The sequence below is a fragment of the Deinococcus fonticola genome, from assembly GCF_004634215.1.
Taxonomy (GTDB): domain Bacteria; phylum Deinococcota; class Deinococci; order Deinococcales; family Deinococcaceae; genus Deinococcus; species Deinococcus fonticola.
The window spans coordinates 22,607-40,925 of record NZ_SMMH01000031.1 but is presented as its reverse complement, the minus strand read 5'-3'; the positions used below and the strand labels follow the sequence as shown (position 1 = coordinate 40,925).

Here is an 18,319-nt window from a genome sequence, read left to right as displayed (position 1 = left end):
CGAATCCTGGGTGAGCGCCCGAAATGCAGCGGGGGTAAAGATCAATTGGCAATTCTCGACCCAGGATGCCCGTCGCAGCTTTGGTCGGCACTATCAAGCTATCCGTATTAATTGAACGCTGTACTAGGTCGAGTTCCTCGGTGCTCATGCCCTGCACCATCTGCAACGTCGTGAAGCGGGCATAGTCCATCATGCCGATCAGGCGCGAGATCTGCGGCGTAAACCCCTCGCGGTCACCCAGGAATACGTTCATTTCCATAGTTCAGGGTAAGGGACAGGTGTAGGTTCACTGTACGCATGTGAGGCGCAGCTCGGGCTCAGCCCCGGACTTCGGTAATCAGGCCCAGCACGGCCTTCTTCATGTTGCCCACCGCCTCGCCTTCCACCAGCACCTCCCCTGTCGTCTTGTCCACCACGCGGGCATGAATGACGGGTTTGCCCTTCTGTCCCTGCTCCAGTACGATCTCCAGGCGCTGCTCCGGGGTCAGGCCCTCCCTGGCGTAATTCAGACACCAGGCGGCCCAGTTGACTTTCTCCTCGGGTTCGGCGGCGGCTTTGGCGGCCTGTTTCTCGTGGTACGCCTGCGTTTTCTGGTTGACGTGCTCACGCACCACCTCGAAGCGCTGGGTGGGCGAAAGGGTGCCGAGCGCCACCTCATCGCCGCTTTCCGGGTGGTACACGGTGGTGTCGGGCGTCATCTTCTTCACCACCGTCGCCATGATCTTCATTTCCGGCGCGGCGGCTTCCTCCCAGGGGGCCACGTCCCCCGTTTCCACGGCCCGGCGCTCGTCGATCAGGCGCGACACCAGGCGCTGCTGCTCGGGCTCCAGTTCCTCGTAGACCTTCACCGCCGGCTTGAATTTCCGCGCCTGCGCTTCGCTGACCGGGTCGATGCCGATGGGTTCCAGCACGCGCGCCACCTGCGCTGCGTCGATCAGTTGCCCGGCCTGCCGGGGCGTGAAACCCCAGCGGTCTTGCAGGTAAACCTCGAAGCTGCTGTGCGTTTCGCGGTAAAACTCGTTGTCCCGGATCTCGCTGAGTGCCTGCCCGGTCTGACGGAAGTCGCGCAGGCCCGCGCTGACGGTGTCCTCTAAAGATTTGAAGCGCTGTTCCTCGTGCGGCGCCAGGCTGTTGTCGGGAAAAGGCAGGTCTTGGTCGGTCATCAGGTAGGCAGTTTAGAAGAGGTGACGGGCCATGAGCTCTGGGCTATGAGGTTTTTGCCATTGAACGAACGTCATGGGAAAGAAAATGAGCAGCGCGACAAGGTAGAACTGAATCAGAATCTGAAAGCCACGGGTGATTGGCCCTGGCGATTTCACAGTCAGCAGGGCGAAGGTGGGATCTGCCGGGTCGTAATGCACGGTGACGTGATCGCCGGGACGGGCCTCATTCAGGTCAGGCCGCTCCTGCGGGTCGAAGGTGTAACACGGGGTGGAATCCGGGTCATCCCACAGGTCATCGGCGTTTACCCTGTAGCCTGTGAACAAAGTGTTGTTAACGCGATAGTTGTAAACCACCTGGCATTTATAGCCGGGTTTCTTGACGTCAGTACGCACTTTCTCGACTTTCCGAAGAATCCCAACGGTGGTGCGGTACTCACGGTTCAGGTGAAGTGAATGTCCGATGGCCGCCCACAACAGAAGTGGACAAAGCAAAATCACAATTCGGGCCAGGAGTCGTTTACTCATCCTGCTTTTTAGCTGGTTGCAACGAATTATTCTGATCGAGGAATTTGTTCTGCATCGGGATATTCATTGTCAGCATAGTAAAAAATGAACTCCAAACTCATTCTGTTGTCCCCATGGGCGTAACATATCCTCCCTGCTCGTGCCTGACCCGGTAACGCCCGCTGTGGTGACACTGCGCCGTATGATGGGAGGGTAACAAGCCCTCAAGGCTCACAAGCACAAGGAGGATTCATCCATGACGGACAAGGCCCCGAACCTGTTTGGCACCCGCGACACGCTCAGCGTGGGCGGCAAGCAACTGTACTTTTACAACCTCAACAAACTGCAAGGCTTCGACGTTTCTCGCTTGCCCGTGAGTATCAAGGTGCTGCTGGAAAGCGTGCTGCGCGAGGCCAACGACTACGACGTGCGCCGCGAGGATGTGGAAACCGTCGCCAGATGGAGTGCCACCAACCCCGAAGTCGAGATTCCCTTCAAGCCCGCCCGCGTGATCTTGCAGGACTTCACGGGCGTGCCCGCCGTGGTCGACCTGGCCGCCATGCGCACCGCGATGGTGTCCCTGGGCGGCGACCCCAGCAAGATCAACCCGCTGATTCCCGTCGACCTGGTGATCGACCACTCGGTGCAGGTGGACGAGTTCGGCACCGAGTTCGCCCTCGCCAACAACATGGCGCTGGAGTTCGAGCGCAACCGCGAACGTTACGAGTTCCTCAGATGGGGCCAGCAGGCCTTCGACAACTTCGGCGTGGTGCCTCCCGCCAGCGGCATCGTGCACCAGGTCAACCTCGAGTACCTCGCCAAGGGCGTCCAGAGCCGCCCCGAAGATGACGGCACCGTCGTGTACCCCGACAGCCTCGTTGGCACCGACAGCCACACCACCATGATCAACGGCCTGGGCATCGTCGGCTGGGGCGTCGGCGGGATCGAGGCCGAAGCCGTCATGCTGGGCCAGCCCATCTACATGCTGATGCCCGACGTGATCGGCTTCAAGATCACCGGCCAGATGCCCGAAGGCGCCACCGCCACCGACCTCGCGCTGCGCGTCACCGAGATGCTGCGCAGTGCGGGCGTGGTCGGCAAGTTCGTGGAGTTCTACGGCGCGGGCCTCAGTAACATGACCCTCCCGGACCGCGCCACCATCGCCAACATGGCCCCCGAGTACGGTGCCACCATGGGCTTCTTCCCGGTGGACGACGAGGCCCTGCGCTACCTGCGCCGCACCGGTCGCCTGGAAGACGAGATCGAACTGGTCGAGGCGTACTACAAGGCCCAGGGCATGTTCCGCACCGACGAGACGCCCGACCCCGTGTTCACCAGCACCATCGAACTCGACCTGGGCACCATCGTCCCCAGCCTGGCCGGCCCCAAGCGCCCGCAAGACCGCGTGAACCTGAGCGACATGCACAGCGTCTTTGCCGAAGCGCTGACCGCCCCCGTGAAAAACCGCGGCTTCGAGCTGAGCGGCGACAAGCTGAACGCGCAGGGCACGATCGCCGGCACCGACATCAAGATCGGGCACGGCGCGGTCACGCTGGCCAGCATCACCTCCTGCACCAACACCAGCAACCCCAGCGTACTGATCGCCGCCGGCCTGGTCGCCAAGAAAGCCGTCGAGAAGGGCCTGAAATCCAGGGCCTGGGTCAAGACCTCCCTCGCCCCCGGCTCCCGCGTGGTGACCGAGTACCTGGAAGCCGCTGGCCTGCAACAGTACCTCGACCAGATCGGCTTCAACACCGTCGGGTACGGCTGCATGACCTGCATCGGCAACAGCGGCCCGCTGCCCGAACCCACCGTCGCCGCCATCAACGAGGGTGACCTGGTGGTCGCCAGTGTGCTGTCAGGCAACCGCAACTTCGAGGGCCGCGTGAACCCGCACATCAAGGCCAACTACCTCGCCTCCCCGCCCCTGGTCGTGGCCTACGCGCTGGCCGGCACGGTCGTCAACGACATCGTGAACCAGCCCATCGGCCAGGATCAGAACGGCCAGGACGTGTTCCTGAAAGACATCTGGCCCACCAATGCCGAGATTGCCGACGCCATGGACAGAAGCATCACCGCCGACATGTTCAAGAAGGTCTACGACGGCATCGAGAAGAGCAACCAGGACTGGAACGCTATTCCCGTGGCCGAAGGCGACCTGTTCGACTGGAAGGAAGACAGCACCTACATCCAGAACCCGCCCTTCTTCGACAACCTGGCCGGCGGCGCCAGCGAAATCGAGGACATCAAAAACGCCCGCGTGCTGGTGAAAGTGGCCGATTCGGTCACCACCGACCACATCAGCCCCGCCGGCAGCTTCAAGGCCGACACCCCCGCTGGCAAGTACCTCACCGAACGCGGCATTCCCGTCAAGGACTTCAACTCCTACGGCTCCAGGCGCGGCAACGACCGCATCATGACGCGCGGCACGTTCGCCAACATCCGCCTGAAAAACCAGCTCGCCCCCGGCACCGAAGGTGGCTTCACCACCGACTTCACCACCGGCAATGTGACCAGCATTTACGACGCCAGCGTCAACTACAAGGAAGCGGGTATTCCCCTCGTCGTGCTGGCCGGCAAGGACTACGGCATGGGCAGCAGCCGCGACTGGGCCGCCAAAGGCACCTTCCTGCTCGGCGTGAAAGCCGTGATTGCCGAGAGCTTCGAGCGCATTCACCGCAGCAACCTGGTCGGCATGGGCGTCCTGCCCCTGCAATACAAGAACGGCGAAACCGCCGACAGCCTGGGCATCACGGGCGAAGAAACCTTCGACTTCATCCTGCCCGCCGACCTTAAGCCCCGCCAGGACGTGCAGGTCAAGCTGACGGACAAGGACGGCAACAGCCGCGAAATCACCGTGCAGTGCCGCATCGACACCCCCGTGGAGATCGACTACTACAAGAACGGCGGCATCCTGCAAACCGTGCTGAGAGGAATCCTGGCGCGGGAAAAAGGTGGGGTTAAGGCGTAAGCCAGCGCACCTAAATAGCTAAGCCGTCAGGCACTCGTCAAAAGCGGGTGTCTGACGTTACTTTTGTGGTTATGGATTGGACTCAGCTCAGTAGGTGACAACTTCACTTTCAGCCGCTCCTGGCGGGCAAAAAGCCTGGATTAACACCTCCAGGACCTCCATGAACTGTTCGGGTTTCCACCGTAGGGCATCCACGAGATGCTGAGCACCGTGCCGCACCAGACTGACCGCTCTCCGACCATGTTTCAGGACGGGAATGGGATGGGTCTGGCCGAGCCAGACCCCCAGCTGCAAACAGAACATCCAGGCCAATGTCACCAGGCCGAAGAGTCGCTGTAGACGGCTCCTTTCCGTCATTCCAGTCCGCTCCAGGTCGAAGCCTCGCTTCTTGAAACTGCTGAAGGTGCACTCAATCGACCAGCGCTGCTTGTAGAGCTTCCAGGTCTTCCGAGCACTGAAATCTGTGGCGATGATGACGAGGTCACCTGTGGGTGACCTCGTTGCGACTACCCGCATCAACTCCCCGAACACGAACACCTTTTCAGCGATCTCGTGAAAATGACCGTGCTGGACGTGCTCAAACCACTCTTTCCCACTCATGTCGTCCAGCATGTCGCTGTGCCGAATGCGGATGGCCCGCTTGATGCCATGCCGACGGAGAAAGCGGAACCATTCCGCACCAATGAACTCCCGATCGGCCACCAGGCCCAGCCAGCGTTTCGCTGGCAAGGCCCGAAGCAGCTTCAACACCAACCACATCCGGGCGTACGTGTGACTGTTCCCAGAGTCATCAAGAGGCACCCAAATCAGGGGCAGGGTGAAGCCATGAACCACGGCTCCAAGCACCAGAAAGTTGATAGGCGTTTCCCCGTGCTCCCAGTTGGTGCGGTCCAGACTCAGCAAAACCTTCCCTGGTGGGAGATGCACGACGAGCAGCGCGATGAAAAAGCCCATGTCCAGTTGGTCATCCCGGAAGGTGCGGTCCGCCCGCCTTTTCTTGGCTTGTGGCGTGCTGATACCGGGCATGTGGGCACTCAAATCGTGATGATTGACGCTCCTCGCGGCAATCATCGCCAAGAGGACATCGATGAGCCGCTGGAGCGTGTCGATGCGGAGGTGACTGGCGTGCGTTTTGAAGTGCTGGGTGAGTGCGGTAGCCTGCTGGGCAGCGGATTCTGTGGACTTCACACCTTCAGAAGACCGCGAACAGTCAGCCCCATCAAGCTTGATGGGGCTGACTATTGATTTTTCCCGTCTGGGACGACATCGAAATGAAGTTGTCACCTACTGAGTGGACTCAGGAACGGATCGAAGCACTGTTTTTGAAAGTCGAGGAAAGTCAGAGGCTCGATTACAAAGACGGGCGCTTCCTGAAAAAAGACTGTCAAGATGCGCTGACAAAGCAGATAACAGGTTTCGCAAATTCCGATGGTGGAACCCTGATTATTGGTGTTGCTGAAGGACAGGGAGAACAGAAGCATCTTGCAACTGGATTTGCCCCCTGTGATGGCGTCGAGTGGTCAAAGGAGCGGCTAGAAGCTCAGTAGGTGACAACTTCACTTTCAGCCGCTCCTGGCGGGCAAAAAGCCTGGATTAACACCTCCAGGACCTCCATGAACTGTTCGGGTTTCCACCGTAGGGCATCCACGAGATGCTGAGCACCGTGCCGCACCAGACTGACCGCTCTCCGACCATGTTTCAGGACGGGAATGGGATGGGTCTGGCCGAGCCAGACCCCCAGCTGCAAACAGAACATCCAGGCCAATGTCACCAGGCCGAAGAGTCGCTGTAGACGGCTCCTTTCCGTCATTCCAGTCCGCTCCAGGTCGAAGCCTCGCTTCTTGAAACTGCTGAAGGTGCACTCAATCGACCAGCGCTGCTTGTAGAGCTTCCAGGTCTTCCGAGCACTGAAATCTGTGGCGATGATGACGAGGTCACCTGTGGGTGACCTCGTTGCGACTACCCGCATCAACTCCCCGAACACGAACACCTTTTCAGCGATCTCGTGAAAATGACCGTGCTGGACGTGCTCAAACCACTCTTTCCCACTCATGTCGTCCAGCATGTCGCTGTGCCGAATGCGGATGGCCCGCTTGATGCCATGCCGACGGAGAAAGCGGAACCATTCCGCACCAATGAACTCCCGATCGGCCACCAGGCCCAGCCAGCGTTTCGCTGGCAAGGCCCGAAGCAGCTTCAACACCAACCACATCCGGGCGTACGTGTGACTGTTCCCAGAGTCATCAAGAGGCACCCAAATCAGGGGCAGGGTGAAGCCATGAACCACGGCTCCAAGCACCAGAAAGTTGATAGGCGTTTCCCCGTGCTCCCAGTTGGTGCGGTCCAGACTCAGCAAAACCTTCCCTGGTGGGAGATGCACGACGAGCAGCGCGATGAAAAAGCCCATGTCCAGTTGGTCATCCCGGAAGGTGCGGTCCGCCCGCCTTTTCTTGGCTTGTGGCGTGCTGATACCGGGCATGTGGGCACTCAAATCGTGATGATTGACGCTCCTCGCGGCAATCATCGCCAAGAGGACATCGATGAGCCGCTGGAGCGTGTCGATGCGGAGGTGACTGGCGTGCGTTTTGAAGTGCTGGGTGAGTGCGGTAGCCTGCTGGGCAGCGGATTCTGTGGACTTCACACCTTCAGAAGACCGCGAACAGTCAGCCCCATCAAGCTTGATGGGGCTGACTATTGATTTTTCCCGTCTGGGACGACATCGAAATGAAGTTGTCACCTACTGAGGGCTAGAAGCCCTTATTGACTCAAATATTTCCCCCCGAATTCCAGGCATAGTCGTTCATCCTATCCGTGTAAACGGTGATATCCGGAAGTCGGCTTACATAATTGAAATCCCGAAAAGTGATACATGTCATCAGGCATCGGACGCCCACTATTATTGCCGCTTAAATTTCTCAACTGAACCAATGAAAGATTTTCAGGTTCGAGACGTTATGAATCGTGATAAATCAACACGGTTAGAGCTGAGTTTCAGGGTAGATCGTTTGGAATATGTAGATATTGGGATACAAAATAAGGGTAAATCAATTTGCCGGAATTGGAACTTAACAGTAATCGTACCCAGAGGAGCTATCGAATTTCGCTCAAATTTTAACGGCGGGCCGATCATAAGCCCATCATCTGCTTATAAAGATATTTTACGGGCAAATATAGAATTTGGAGAAATTTCCAATCCGGCTAAAGCTCTATTTTCCTCACAAGATCATCATATCTTTCAAGAAGACCGTCTGAGGCTAGATAGAGCCGAGGCAATTTTCCCCCTAACGCGTCTAAGTGTTATCAATTTAAGAGCTGACCATATTGATAAATCTCATCTGGCAGTTTATTGGTAGGTTGATTCTGATGATGGTCGGCGAACATACGGTTTAATTACCCCCACGCAATCAGAATCATACGAATATATAGGAGGTTCTACAGATGATCTAGCCTATGTGGAAAGGTAAACTTTCAGCTCTCTGCTTTTGCCTGTGCGGGGTGTGGGGGCGGTGGGGAGCGGCGACGCGGCGTACCACCCCTCTGCCCCTTCGGGGCATCTCCCCTTAAAGGGGCGACAAGTTCGGGGGCGGGGTTTCTCGCGTTTCGTGTATTCCCTTGGCTCCCTTTTAAGGGGAGCTGTCAGCGAAGCTGACTGAGGGGTAGTCTTCGCGTATGCGGGAGCACTACTCGAAGCGTCTTGTTCCGCGTGCCCGTGAGTTGCGGCGGGAGTTGACACCTGCGGAGCGCAAATTGTGGTTCGTGTTCCTACGTACACATCCGGTGAAGTTCCGGCGTCAGGTGCCGTTTGAGCGGTTCATCCTTGATTTCTACGCGCCGTCATTGAAGCTGTGTATCGAGTTGGATGGCGCGAGTCATGATTCAGTCGAGGCTCAGGTTTACGATGCCGAGCGTTCAGCACTGCTGGCGGGTGCAGGCGTTCTGGTGGTGCGTTTCACGAATGCTGAGGTGGAACAGAATTTCGCTGGGGTGTGCGCGGCCATTGATGCGGTTTGCACTGGCGGCGTACCGTTTTAGCTTTACGGGTATACAAGAATTCCTGCCACATCCTTCCCCAGTCTCTTAAAATCTTTGGGGTTCAGGGTCAGCAGCTTCTCAGCCCCAGCTTTCAGGGCGGCCTGGGCGATCAGGGCGTCGAAAATGACGCTGCCGCTCAGGTGGTGGTCGGCCAGGCGCTGCATGACCGCGAAGTAATCCTGGTCGTCCAGGTTGATCTTCTCGTACTGGCGAGTGGTTTCTTTGATGACCTGTAATGCGATTTGCGGCGGGAGAAATTCCCTGGGGTACGTGGTCAGCACCTTGAGCACTTCTGCCAGAGTGTGCGTGCTGATCAGCACCGTCTGTTGTTCGGCCTCGGCCAGGTGTGCGTCGGCCCAGGCGTGGGCGGTGTGGTGGCTCATCAGGGCGGCGACCAGGGTGCTGGTGTCCACGAGGGTTCGTGTCACTGTCACCCCAGCTTCCCGCCGCGAATCAGCTGCTCGGTTCGTTCATCTCGCATGGCCCTGACCGGGTCGTCCCCCTCAGGCCAGGGAGCCGCGTTAGGGAACTGAATGACGGGCCTGCCGCTGGCACTTTGCGAGATCACGTACCGGGGTTCCGGGCCGCTGAGGGTGAGGTGTGGCCCGTCAAGTTCGCCTGTGACTTTGCTTCCCGCCCTGAGGTTCAGCGCGTCGCGTAGTTTTTTGGGAATGAGGATGCGCCCAAATTTGTCCATCTCCAGTTCAAACTGCGCCATGGCAAAATTTTATAAAATTGGCAATTTAGTTTGATGAGCTGCTGATGGTTCAAGCTCTCGCGTGCGCCAGGGATGAGGCGGGGTTAGAGGGTGACGCTGCCGCTCAGGTCGTGTTTGTTAACGGTGCGGGTGTTGGGGGGCCGTATTCTTGTGCTTATGGCCCGGAAACGTCCTGAATCGAGCTGGCATGTAGAAGCGAAGCCCCCTGAGGTGTGCGTGTTGTGCGGGCGGGAAGCCCCGAACCTGACGGATCATCACCTGGTGCCCAAATCGCAGGGGCGGCGGCAGGGCGTCAAGCTGGGCGAGATTCCCACTGTGAAGATGTGCCCGGCCTGCCAGGGTTACCTCTCCAAGACCTTCAGCAATGCCGAGCTGGCGAACGAGCTGAACACCGTGGAGGCGCTGCTGGCCCGCGAGGAAGTGCAGAAGTTCGTCAAATGGGTCCAGAAACAGCCGCTGACGAAAGGGGTACGGGTGCATTGAACGCGCCCCGGCCGCGCCGTTTTGGGGCTGTCACTGTCCGGGGCAATGCGGCCGAAGTGTGTGACGGCGGTTGTTTGGCGTTGTTTTTTTCGTGATAAAACTGTAAGGGAATGTTTTTATTTTGAGCTGTTTTCCGGTTCTCTTTTTTTTGACCCTTTCGTGCTGATTTTCACAAGTCAGGGCTGAAGGTCGCCAGAAAGGGCAGGAAACGCAGAAGGAAGGGAGATAACCATCGAATACGCCAATTTTGTGATCATGCTCGTCGCGTCGCTGGGGATCGGCATTATTGCCGTGATCGCCAGTGCGCTGCTCGGCCCCAAGAAAGGCAGCAAAGCTAAACTCATGCCGTACGAGAGCGGCAACGACCCCGAGCACGGCGGCGTCGGCACCGGCCAGCGCTTCCCGGTTCACTTCTACCTGGTCGCCATGCTGTTCATCGTGTTCGACATCGAGACCGCCTTCTTCTACCCGCTGGCCGCCGCCTACCAGAAACTCCCGCAGTTCGCTTTCTTCGAGGCGCTGACCTTCGTGCTGCTGCTGCTGGTCGGGTACTACTACATCCTGAAAAAAGGAGTGCTGGAGTGGAGGTAAGCGCCATTACCCCAGCCCGTTTGGAGGCCTCATGCCACTGAAGGAACTCATTGAAAAGGACTGGCAGGAACTGGAGTCCGAGGGCGTGCTGTTTTCCAGCCTGGAGAAACTGGTGGCGTGGGGCCGCAGCAACAGCATGTGGCCTGCCACATTCGGGCTGGCGTGCTGCGCCATCGAGATGATGCAGTCCACCAACGCCCGCAACGACATGGCCCGCTTCGGCAGTGAGGTGTTCCGCGCCTCGCCCCGCCAGGCGGACGTGATGATCATCGCCGGTCGCCTCAGCAAGAAGATGGCCCCGGTCTTGCGGCGCGTGTACGATCAGATGCCCGACCCCAAGTGGGTCATCAGCATGGGCGCGTGCGCCTCGTCGGGTGGGATGTTCAACAACTACGCGATTGTGCAGAACACCGACAGTGTGGTGCCGGTGGACATTTTCGTACCGGGCTGCCCCCCGCGCCCTGAGGCGCTGCTGTACGCCCTGATGCAACTCCAGAAGAAGGTACGCGGCGAAGCCTTCGACGAACTGGGACATCAACTCCCGATGGTGGACGCATGGACAAGGTAACAGCACCCAACATGCCGGGAACCTCCCAGACCACCACGGACACCGCCACCCAGCCCAACACGCCCCACCCGGCGCGGGACGTATCACAGCTTATTCAGGAATTGAAACTGACCGAGGATCACGCCGCCGAACCCACCGTGGTGGTGGAACCCGGCGAGCTGAGGGCGGTGGCGCAGAGCCTCAAGGAACGCGGCTTCATGCTGATGGACTGCGTCGGCATCGATTACCTGACGTACACCGAGGAGCGACCCAAGCGTTTCGCGGTGCTGTACAACGTCTACCACCCCCGCGATCACCGCCGCGTGTTCCTGCGCGTGTGGCTGGACAATGGCCAGCCCTGCCCCAGCCTCTACCCGGTGTGGAAGGCGGCCAACTACATCGAGCGCGAGACCTACGACCTGGTGGGCATCGAGTTCGAGGGGCACCCGGACTTGCGTAAAGTCCTGACGCCGGACGACCTCGAAGGCCACCCGCTGCGCCGTGACTTTCCCATCGGTGAGACGCCGACCCTGTTCCGCGAGGGCCGTTTTCTCGACCCGCACGCCTTCCGTGCCGGCATGAACGGCCAGCAGGCGGGCCTGACCGGCTGGCGCGGCAGCCTGCGCCGCGGCGAGCAGCGCGACATCGAGCCGCCCGTCATGCCTGAAGGAGGCCCCAAGTGACCTACCTCCCCAGCCCCAAAGTCACGCCCAACACCGCCAAACCCAGCGAAGGGGCGCTGCTGCACACCGAGATCATGTCCCTGAACGTCGGGCCGCAGCACCCCAGCACGCACGGGGTGCTGCGCCTGGTGGTGGATATGGACGGCGAACAGGTCACCCGCGTCATCCCGCACATGGGCTACCTGCACACCGGGTTCGAGAAGACCATGGAGAACCGCACGTACCAGCAGAACGTCACGTACGCGCCGCGCACGGACTACCTGCACTCCTTCGGTCACGAACTGGCCTACGTCCTGAGCGCCGAGAAACTCGTCGGGGCCGAGGTGCCCGAGCGCGCCCAGATCGTCCGCGTAATCCTGCATGAACTGGGCCGCCTGCACAGCCACCTGGTGTTCGTGGGCACCGGCCTGCTCGACCTGGGCGCCCTGACGCCCCTGTTCTTCACCTTCCGCGACAAGGAGAACGTCAACGACCTGTTCGAGGCGGTGTGCGGCTACCGCATGAACCAGGGCTACTTCCGCATCGGCGGGCTGTACCGCGATATTCCCGACTACTGGCCCCAGATGGTCGCCGCGTACTGCGACACCCAGGAGCGCGGCATCGACGAGTACCTGACGCTGTTCGGCGGCAACCCCATCTTCCTCGACCGCGCCACCGACGTGGGCATCATTCCCACCGAGGTCGCCATCGACCTGGGCCTGACCGGGCCGAACCTGCGCGCCAGTGGCGTTCCCTTCGACCACCGCAAGGACAACCCTTACAGCGGCTACGAGAACTACACCTTCGACGTGCCCACCTTCCAGAAAGGCGACAGCCTGGCCCGCTTCCAGATTCGCATTCTGGAAATGCGCGAAAGCGTCAAGATCATCCGTCAGGCGCTGAAAATGCTGCAGCCGGGGCCGATCAAAGACCCTAACCGCAAAATTTCCCTGCCGCCCCGTCAGGAGCTGGAAACCAGCATGGAAGCGGTTATTCACCACTTCAAGCTGGTCACCGAGGGCTTTCACCCGCCCAAGGGCGAGGTGTACGTGCCCGTGGAAACCGCGCGCGGCGAAGTTGGGTATTACATCGTGTCGGACGGCGGCAGCATGCCCTACCGCGTGAAAATCCGCGCCCCCAGCTTTGTCAACCTGCAAGCCCTGGAATACGCCTGTGTGGGCGCGCAGTTCGCCGACCTGATCACTATTCTGGCGACTATCGACCCGGTGCTTGGGGACGTAGACCGTTGATTTCGCCTGGTCACAACAGAGAAGAAGTGAGGCCACTTTGAGTTACTTTGCAGATAAACAAGACCTTGTCGCGGATATTTTTTCGCGCTACCCGGATTCACCGCAGGGGCGGCGCTCGGGCCTGATGCCCCTCTTGCGTGAGGTGCAGGACGCCGAGGGCTTCGTGACCGAGGAGCGCATGCACGAGATTGCGGCGCTGTGCGGCACGACCGCCACCGAAGTCCGTTCGGTAATGAGTTTCTACTCGACCTACCACACCGTGCCCACCGGCAAGTACCACCTCCAAGTGTGTAGCACGCTGATGTGCGCCCTGGCGGGTTCGGACGAGCTGTGGGACGAACTGGTGACGGAACTGGACGTGCAGCCCGGCGAGGTGTCGCCGGACGGGCGTTTCAGCGTGCAGAAAGTGGAGTGCCTGGGGTCGTGCGGCACCGCGCCGGTCGTGCAGATCAATGACGACGGCTTTTACGAGAACGTGACGCCCACGAAGTGCCGGCACCTGCTGGCGCAACTGCGCGCCGACCATAAGCCGCAGCCGGACAACCTGGTGCCGGTCAAGGTGAACAATCAGGGCCTCCAGATGATGGCCAACGGCCAGAACGCCGGTGCCCCGGGCGAGAGCCTGCGCCCGCTGGCAGTCAATGACCTGCCGGTCACGAGCGGGGGGGTGAAGGGATGACCGCCACCACACCAGCGCCGGCCAGCCCTATCGTCAGTGCCCGCGATCCGCGCTTCACGCCCACGCTGTACGCGCACGTGGGGCAGGAAGGCAGCCACACGCTGTCCTACTACCTGGGTCACGGCGGCTACGAGGCCTTCAAACGCGCCGTGGCAATGGGGCCGGACGCGGTGATCGACGAGGTGAAGAAGTCGGGCCTGCGCGGACGCGGCGGGGCCGGCTTCGCCACCGGCCTGAAGTGGTCGTTCATGCCGCTGAATGACGGACGCCAGCACATCGTGCTGTGCAACGCCGACGAGTCCGAACCCGGCACCTTCAAAGACCGCTACCTGATGTCCGAAGACCCGCACCAGCTCATCGAGGGCATGCTGATCGGCGGGCTGGCCATGCGGGCCACCAAAGGGTACATCTACATTCGTGGCGAGTATGTCCACGCTGCCGAACGTTTGTGGGCCGCCATCAAGGAAGCGCGCGAAGCCGGGTTTCTCGGGAAGAACGTCTTAGGCAGCGGTTTCGACTTCGACCTTCAGGTGCACCGTGGCGCCGGGGCGTACATCTGCGGCGAGGAAACCGCGCTGATGAACTCGCTGGAGGGCCTCCGCGCCAACCCGCGCCTGAAGCCGCCCTTCCCCGCCGCCGCGGGCCTGTACGGCCTGCCCACCACCATCAACAACGTGGAAACCTTCTGCGCCTGCACGCACATTCTGCGCTACGGCGCGGACTGGCACGCGGGCATGGGCACCGAGAAGAGCAAGGGCATGAAGCTTTTCCAGATCAGCGGCCCGGTCAAGCGTCCCGGCGTGTACGAACTGCCGCTGGGAACCACCTTCCGCGAACTGATCTACGACTGGGCCGGCGGGCCGCAGGAAGACATCAAGGCCATCATCCCCGGCGGGATTTCCTGCCAGCTGCTGAAGTGGAGTGACCAGATCCTCGACACGCCGATGGATTACGAGTCGCTGGTCGCGGCAGGCAGTTCGCTGGGCACGGCGGGCGTCACCCTGATCCCGAGCAGCGTGTCCATCGTGCAGACCACCTGGAACAGCGTGCGCTTCTACGCCCACGAATCCTGCGGCAAATGCACCCCCTGCCGCGAAGGAATTAGCGGCTGGATGGTCAAGATGTACGAGAAACTCGGGCGCGGCTACGGCCAGCCCGGTGACACGCAGCTCATTCTCGACATGGCCGACAACATCGGCGGACGGTCTTTCTGCGCGCTGGCCGACGCCTGCATGGGGCCAGTCCTGAGCAGCATCAAACTCTTCCGCGAGGAATACGACGCCGCCGAACGCGGAGAACTGATCGGAGCTGGAAAACGCTGGAGGGAAGTGTGAAAGTCACTGTAGACGGCATCGAACTCGACCTGCCAAACGGAACGTCCGCCATCGACGCGGTGTTCGCGGCGGGTCAGGACGTGCCTTACTTCTGCGCCCATTCGTACCTGAGTCCGGTGGGCGCGTGCCGGATGTGCCTGGTGGAGGCGGGAACGCCCCGCAAAGGCAAGGACGGCAACCTGGAAGTGGACGAGAACGGGCAGACCAAGATCTTCTACTTCCCGAAACCGATGGCGTCCTGCACCATGCAGGCCACGGAAGGGATGCACATTAAGACCGCCAAGACCAGCGAGACGGTCGCCAAGTCGCAGGCGGGCATGATGGAGTTTCACCTCATCAACCACCCGCTGGACTGCCCCACCTGCGACAAGGGCGGCGCGTGCGAGTTGCAAGACCGCGCTTTCGAGTACGGGTACGGTGCCAGCCGCTTTGGCTTCGACCGCCGCCACGCGGACAAGCACTACCCGCTCTCGGATTTCATCATCCTGGATCAGGAGCGCTGCATTCACTGCAAACGCTGCGTGCGTTACTTCGAGGAAGTGCCGGGGCAGGAGGTGCTGGACTTCATCGAGCGTGGCGGGCACACCTTCATCGACACGCAGGAGGGCGGGCTGCCCACCGGCTTTCAGGGCAACATCGCCGACATCTGCCCGGTGGGGGCGCTGCTGGACAACGTGGCGCGTTTCCGTGGCCGCAACTGGGAATACGACCACACGCCCACCACCTGCACGCTGTGCCCCACCGGCTGCGCCATCACAGTGGACGCCCGCAACGGCCGCCTGGAGCGCATCGTGGGCCGCGAGAACCGTGACGTGAACGAGCAGTGGATCTGCGACGCGGGCCGCTTCGGCCACACCTTCGCCTCGGAAGGCCGCCTGACCACGCCCATGATCCGGGTAGACGGCCAGTTGCAACCCGCCACCTGGGACGACGCCATCAACGCCATGAAGCAGGGCCTGGGCACGGTCAACCCCGCCGACATCGCGCTGTTCATCAACGCGGACAGCACCCTGGAGGAAGGCGCGGCGCTGGAATCGCTGGCCGACGCGATGAATGCCCGCAGCGTGGACCACTGGCCGCGTTACGCCGCCTCGGTGAAGTCCACCGCTACCCTGACCGACGTGGCGACCGCCGACGGCATCCTGGTGCTGGGCGCCGACCTGGGCGAGGAAGCCCCGGTGGTGGAACTGCGCATTCTGGAAGCCCTGCGCGGCGGCCTGCTGCCCCCCGAGTTCGACCACGGCACCGCCATTGCCGACCTGCGGCTGGTGGAACGCCCCGCCCGCAAACCCGAGAAAGTCGCGGTGATCGGCAAGCCCTCGCGCCTGTGGGCGCACGCGGGCACCCAGGTGGAAGTCCACGAGGGCAATCCGCTGGGCAAACTGATGAACGCCGACACCGACGAACTGAAGGCCGCCCTGACCATGCTGGAGAAAGCCGAACGCGCCGTGATTATCGTGGGCGCGGACGTGCTGAACAGCACCAGCGGCAGCCTGGGCGTCAACCTCAGCGACCTGGCGCAGCGCCTGAAAGCCAAAATCCTGGCCATTCCCGCTGGGGCCAATGCCAACGGCCTGGCCGCGCTGAATCTGGTGCCGCGCAGTGGCGGCCTGAACTACGCGCAGTTGCCGCAGGCCCGCGCCGCCTTCATCAGCCGCCTCGACCCCAAGACCCGCGCCGCCGGCTTCACGGTGGTGCACGATACGCACCTGACCGACACGGCGCAACTCGCAGACGTGGTGCTGCCGGCCGTGACGAACTACGAGAAACGCGGCACCACCGTGAACCTCGAAGGGCGTTACCTGGGCCTGCAACAGGCCGCCCTGAACGCCGGGGAGGGCGCAGACCTGATCCGCACCCTGACCGCCGTGGCGGAAAGCGTCGGTATCCGGCCCAAGGTGCGTGGCCTCAAGAGCGCCCAGAGCCTGCTGCAAGAGCGCCTGGGCCGCAGCCTGGACAACCTGCCCGAGCAGGGCGAAGTGCGCCCGGCCGCCCCTGAATTCACCGCCCCGGTCGGCGCGGCCTACACGCCCCGTTTGTGGACCGAGCGCATGATGGACAAGAACTGGAACGTCACCTGGGTGCAGCACGTCGAGAACCTCGCGAGCAGCGGCTGGACGCTCCCCATGGCCGGGCCGATGCCCGCAGGAGGAAACGACTGATGCCCGACTGGCTCGCCGCTGGACTCATCACGCTGCTGAAGGCCGTTCTGGTCATTCTGGGCCTGCTGACCGGCTTCGCTTACATGACGCTCGTCGAGCGTAAACTGCTGGGCCGCTTCCAGATGCGCCCCGGCCCGAACCGCGTGGGGCCGTTCGCCCTGCTGCAACCCGTCGCCGACGCCATCAAGTCCATCTTCAAAGAGGACATCAACGTCACGATGGCCGACAAACTGGTGTACACCATCGCGCCCATCATCAGCGTGACCTTCGCGTTGCTGGCCTTCGGCGGCATTCCCGCCGGCCCCGCCGGGAGCCTCTTCGGCGAGAACCCCTGGGTCTACAACCTGGACGCCGGCATCCTGATCCTGCTGGCCATGACCAGCATGGGCATCTACGGCATCTTCCTGGGCGGCTGGGCCTCGGGCTCCAAGTACCCGCTGCTGGGTGGCCTCAGAAGCAGCGCCCAGATGATCAGTTACGAACTGGGCATGGGCATGAGCCTGCTGGGCGTCCTGATGATGGTCGGCAGCACCCGCATGACCGACATCGTGCAGTACCAGGCGGTCAACGGCTGGTTCATCTTCTTCCAGGCCTTCGCGTTCATCCTGTTCCTGATCAGCGCCTTTGCCGAAACGAACCGCGCCCCCTTCGACCTGCCCGAAGCCGAGCAGGAACTGGTGGCCGGTTTTCTGACCGAGTACAGCGCCATCAAGTGGGCCTTGTACCAGATGGCCGAGTACATCGGCATGTTCACCGCCAGCGCCTTCATGGTCACCATGTTCTTCGGCGGCTGGAAAGGCCCGCAGTTCCTGGACGGCCTGATTCCCGGCATCAGCGACTGGCCCCTGATCTGGTTCATCGCCAAGATGGCCTTCTTCATCTTCTTCTTCATCTGGGTCAAGGCCAGCATCCTGCGTATCCGTTACGACCAGTTGATGCGTTTCGGCTGGAAGGTCATGCTGCCGTTTGCCCTCTTCAACACCATGCTGGTCGCCGCCTACATCGCCTTCGTCGGGCGTACCGAGTGGAAAGGCGGCAACGTGTACGAGCGCTTCGGCCTCAACCAGTCCCTGGGCTGGTGGGCCCTGGGGCTGATCAGCCTGGGGCTGGCCGCCTTCATGATCGTGCGCAGTGACGTGTTCCGCCCCTGGTTCAACAAGACGGCCCCGGTGCGCAGCCGGACGCCGCAAGTCCCGCAGACCGGGCGCGCAGGGGGAGACTGA

General features: G+C 61.3%; 19 protein-coding genes and 1 pseudogene. 13 read left to right on the top strand and 7 right to left on the bottom strand.

Going from position 1 to position 18,319, the window contains the following annotated elements:
- From E5Z01_RS15405 to E5Z01_RS15395, 3 genes and pseudogenes are all read right to left on the bottom strand, one after another.
- A pseudogene (locus E5Z01_RS15405) lies at positions 1-253 on the bottom strand (hypothetical protein); the annotation flags it as partial.
- A 64-nt stretch (positions 254-317) separates the two neighbouring features.
- A complete protein-coding gene (locus E5Z01_RS15400; protein WP_135230171.1) occupies positions 318-1,163 on the bottom strand; it encodes a hypothetical protein in 846 nt (281 codons plus the stop codon).
- Between the two features lie 12 nt (positions 1,164-1,175).
- Positions 1,176-1,688, bottom strand: a complete 513-nt coding sequence (locus tag E5Z01_RS15395) for a DUF3592 domain-containing protein (RefSeq protein ID WP_135230170.1) — start codon at positions 1,686-1,688, stop codon at positions 1,176-1,178.
- 235 nt (positions 1,689-1,923) lie between these two features.
- Between E5Z01_RS15395 and acnA the strand changes: the two genes are divergently transcribed.
- Positions 1,924-4,638 (top strand): aconitate hydratase AcnA, encoded by a 2,715-nt coding sequence (gene acnA / locus E5Z01_RS15390; RefSeq protein WP_135230169.1) that lies wholly within the window; start codon positions 1,924-1,926, stop codon positions 4,636-4,638.
- 87 nt (positions 4,639-4,725) lie between these two features.
- On the opposite strand, the gene E5Z01_RS15385 is transcribed toward acnA, so the two are convergent.
- A complete protein-coding gene (locus tag E5Z01_RS15385; RefSeq protein ID WP_135230176.1) occupies positions 4,726-5,709 on the bottom strand; it encodes an IS4 family transposase in 984 nt (327 codons plus the stop codon).
- Positions 5,710-5,879: 170 nt separating this feature from the next.
- Here E5Z01_RS15385 and E5Z01_RS15380 point away from each other — a divergent pair, with 170 nt between their 5' ends.
- Entirely contained in the window at positions 5,880-6,185 is a 306-nt protein-coding gene (locus E5Z01_RS15380; protein WP_135230168.1) for an AlbA family DNA-binding domain-containing protein, read from the top strand.
- Here E5Z01_RS15380 and E5Z01_RS15375 read toward each other — a convergent pair.
- The gene (locus E5Z01_RS15375; RefSeq protein ID WP_135230176.1) at positions 6,179-7,162 is read right to left on the bottom strand and encodes an IS4 family transposase; all 984 of its coding nucleotides are present in this window, start codon (positions 7,160-7,162) and stop codon (positions 6,179-6,181) included. The genes E5Z01_RS15380 and E5Z01_RS15375 overlap by 7 nt on opposite strands.
- Positions 7,163-7,565: 403 nt before the next feature.
- Between E5Z01_RS15375 and E5Z01_RS15370 the strand changes: the two genes are divergently transcribed.
- Positions 7,566-7,991 (top strand): hypothetical protein, encoded by a 426-nt coding sequence (locus tag E5Z01_RS15370; protein ID WP_135230167.1) that lies wholly within the window; start codon positions 7,566-7,568, stop codon positions 7,989-7,991.
- A 316-nt stretch (positions 7,992-8,307) separates the two neighbouring features.
- On the top strand, positions 8,308-8,670 hold the full coding sequence (locus E5Z01_RS15365; RefSeq protein WP_135230166.1) for an endonuclease domain-containing protein: 363 nt from the start codon (positions 8,308-8,310) through the stop codon (positions 8,668-8,670).
- A 2-nt stretch (positions 8,671-8,672) separates the two neighbouring features.
- On the opposite strand, the gene E5Z01_RS15360 is transcribed toward E5Z01_RS15365, so the two are convergent.
- Together E5Z01_RS15360 and E5Z01_RS15355 are read right to left on the bottom strand one after the other, a co-directional pair.
- Positions 8,673-9,098, bottom strand: coding sequence for a type II toxin-antitoxin system VapC family toxin (locus E5Z01_RS15360; protein ID WP_205750502.1), 426 nt, complete (start codon positions 9,096-9,098; stop codon positions 8,673-8,675).
- A gap of 2 nt (positions 9,099-9,100) precedes the next feature.
- A complete protein-coding gene (locus E5Z01_RS15355) occupies positions 9,101-9,388 on the bottom strand; it encodes an AbrB/MazE/SpoVT family DNA-binding domain-containing protein (RefSeq protein ID WP_135230165.1) in 288 nt (95 codons plus the stop codon).
- Between the two features lie 156 nt (positions 9,389-9,544).
- Between E5Z01_RS15355 and E5Z01_RS15350 the strand changes: the two genes are divergently transcribed.
- The 9 genes from E5Z01_RS15350 (at position 9,545) to nuoH (ending at position 18,319) form a co-directional block, all read left to right on the top strand.
- Positions 9,545-9,871 carry an HNH endonuclease gene (locus E5Z01_RS15350; RefSeq protein WP_135230164.1) on the top strand — a complete coding sequence of 109 codons (327 nt, stop codon included), beginning with the start codon at positions 9,545-9,547 and terminating at the stop codon, positions 9,869-9,871.
- A gap of 255 nt (positions 9,872-10,126) precedes the next feature.
- Complete coding sequence (locus E5Z01_RS15345) at positions 10,127-10,462, top strand: NADH-quinone oxidoreductase subunit A (RefSeq protein WP_135230163.1); 336 nt, start codon at positions 10,127-10,129, stop codon at positions 10,460-10,462.
- 31 nt (positions 10,463-10,493) lie between these two features.
- Complete coding sequence (locus E5Z01_RS15340; protein WP_135230162.1) at positions 10,494-11,030, top strand: NuoB/complex I 20 kDa subunit family protein; 537 nt, start codon at positions 10,494-10,496, stop codon at positions 11,028-11,030.
- Positions 11,018-11,692, top strand: coding sequence for an NADH-quinone oxidoreductase subunit C (locus E5Z01_RS15335; protein WP_420810853.1), 675 nt, complete (start codon positions 11,018-11,020; stop codon positions 11,690-11,692). Before E5Z01_RS15340 ends, E5Z01_RS15335 begins: the two co-directional genes overlap by 13 nt.
- A gap of 74 nt (positions 11,693-11,766) precedes the next feature.
- A complete protein-coding gene (gene nuoD, locus E5Z01_RS15330) occupies positions 11,767-12,921 on the top strand; it encodes an NADH dehydrogenase (quinone) subunit D (protein ID WP_135230173.1) in 1,155 nt (384 codons plus the stop codon).
- A gap of 37 nt (positions 12,922-12,958) precedes the next feature.
- Entirely contained in the window at positions 12,959-13,600 is a 642-nt protein-coding gene (nuoE, locus tag E5Z01_RS15325) for an NADH-quinone oxidoreductase subunit NuoE (protein ID WP_135230161.1), read from the top strand.
- Positions 13,597-14,934, top strand: a complete 1,338-nt coding sequence (nuoF, locus tag E5Z01_RS15320) for an NADH-quinone oxidoreductase subunit NuoF (RefSeq protein WP_135230160.1) — start codon at positions 13,597-13,599, stop codon at positions 14,932-14,934. The genes nuoE and nuoF overlap by 4 nt, the downstream gene beginning before the upstream one ends.
- Positions 14,931-17,096, top strand: coding sequence for an NADH-quinone oxidoreductase subunit NuoG (gene nuoG, locus E5Z01_RS15315; protein ID WP_135230159.1), 2,166 nt, complete (start codon positions 14,931-14,933; stop codon positions 17,094-17,096). The genes nuoF and nuoG overlap by 4 nt, the downstream gene beginning before the upstream one ends.
- A complete protein-coding gene (gene nuoH / locus E5Z01_RS15310; protein WP_135230158.1) occupies positions 17,096-18,319 on the top strand; it encodes an NADH-quinone oxidoreductase subunit NuoH in 1,224 nt (407 codons plus the stop codon). The genes nuoG and nuoH overlap by 1 nt, the downstream gene beginning before the upstream one ends.

Coding starts and splice junctions, on each gene's coding strand:
- E5Z01_RS15345 (WP_135230163.1), top strand. CDS start 10,127: ATGCTCGTCGCGTCGCTGGGGATCGGCATTATTGCCGTGATCGCCAGT.
- nuoH (WP_135230158.1), top strand. CDS start 17,096: ATGCCCGACTGGCTCGCCGCTGGACTCATCACGCTGCTGAAGGCCGTT.
- acnA (WP_135230169.1), top strand. CDS start 1,924: ATGACGGACAAGGCCCCGAACCTGTTTGGCACCCGCGACACGCTCAGC.
- E5Z01_RS15400 (WP_135230171.1), bottom strand. CDS start 1,163: ATGACCGACCAAGACCTGCCTTTTCCCGACAACAGCCTGGCGCCGCAC.
- nuoF (WP_135230160.1), top strand. CDS start 13,597: ATGACCGCCACCACACCAGCGCCGGCCAGCCCTATCGTCAGTGCCCGC.
- E5Z01_RS15365 (WP_135230166.1), top strand. CDS start 8,308: ATGCGGGAGCACTACTCGAAGCGTCTTGTTCCGCGTGCCCGTGAGTTG.
- E5Z01_RS15385 (WP_135230176.1), bottom strand. CDS start 5,709: ATGATTGCCGCGAGGAGCGTCAATCATCACGATTTGAGTGCCCACATG.
- E5Z01_RS15340 (WP_135230162.1), top strand. CDS start 10,494: ATGCCACTGAAGGAACTCATTGAAAAGGACTGGCAGGAACTGGAGTCC.
- E5Z01_RS15395 (WP_135230170.1), bottom strand. CDS start 1,688: ATGAGTAAACGACTCCTGGCCCGAATTGTGATTTTGCTTTGTCCACTT.
- E5Z01_RS15335 (WP_420810853.1), top strand. CDS start 11,018: ATGGACAAGGTAACAGCACCCAACATGCCGGGAACCTCCCAGACCACC.
- E5Z01_RS15375 (WP_135230176.1), bottom strand. CDS start 7,162: ATGATTGCCGCGAGGAGCGTCAATCATCACGATTTGAGTGCCCACATG.
- E5Z01_RS15370 (WP_135230167.1), top strand. CDS start 7,566: ATGAAAGATTTTCAGGTTCGAGACGTTATGAATCGTGATAAATCAACA.
- E5Z01_RS15355 (WP_135230165.1), bottom strand. CDS start 9,388: ATGGCGCAGTTTGAACTGGAGATGGACAAATTTGGGCGCATCCTCATT.
- E5Z01_RS15350 (WP_135230164.1), top strand. CDS start 9,545: ATGGCCCGGAAACGTCCTGAATCGAGCTGGCATGTAGAAGCGAAGCCC.
- nuoD (WP_135230173.1), top strand. CDS start 11,767: ATGTCCCTGAACGTCGGGCCGCAGCACCCCAGCACGCACGGGGTGCTG.